At 47.7% G+C, this 744-nt stretch carries 1 pseudogene; it reads left to right on the top strand.

Annotated features, from left to right (window positions below):
* Positions 1-2 precede the first annotated feature (2 nt).
* A pseudogene (locus SB786_RS35525) lies at positions 3-744 on the top strand (DNA polymerase); the annotation flags it as partial.

The raw sequence follows: 744 nt of genomic DNA, 5'->3' as shown, positions 1-744 counted from the left end.
TGATCCTGGACGCGGACTACATCACCGAAGAAGGTAAACCGGTTATCCGTCTGTTCAAAAAAGAAAACGGTGAATTCAAAATCGAACACGACCGTACCTTCCGTCCGTACATCTACGCGCTGCTGAAAGACGACTCTAAAATCGAAGAAGTTAAAAAAATCACCGCGGAACGTCACGGTAAAATCGTTCGTATCGTTGACGCGGAAAAAGTTGAAAAAAAATTCCTGGGTCGTCCGATCACCGTTTGGCGTCTGTACTTCGAACACCCGCAGGACGTTCCGACCATCCGTGAAAAAATCCGTGAACACTCTGCGGTTGTTGACATCTTCGAATACGACATCCCGTTCGCGAAACGTTACCTGATCGACAAAGGTCTGATCCCGATGGAAGGTGACGAAGAACTGAAACTGCTGGCGTTCGACATCGAAACCCTGTACAAGGAAGGTGAAGAATTCGGTAAAGGTCCGATCATCATGATCTCTTACGCGGACGAAGAAGAAGCGAAAGTTATCACCTGGAAAAAAATCGACCTGCCGTACGTTGAAGTTGTTTCTTCTGAACGTGAAATGATCAAACGTTTCCTGAAAATCATCCGTGAAAAAGACCCGGACATCATCATCACCTACAACGGTGACTCTTTCGACCTGCCGTGCCTGGCGAAACGTGCGGAAAAACTGGGTATCAAACTGAGCATCGGTCGTGACGGTTCTGAACCGAAAATGCAGCGTATCGGTGACATGACCG

The organism is Burkholderia sp. SIMBA_062 (assembly GCF_046534765.1).
GTDB lineage: Bacteria > Pseudomonadota > Gammaproteobacteria > Burkholderiales > Burkholderiaceae > Burkholderia > Burkholderia ambifaria.
Note: the sequence above shows the minus strand (reverse complement) of the source record. Positions and strands in the feature narration are given on the sequence as shown.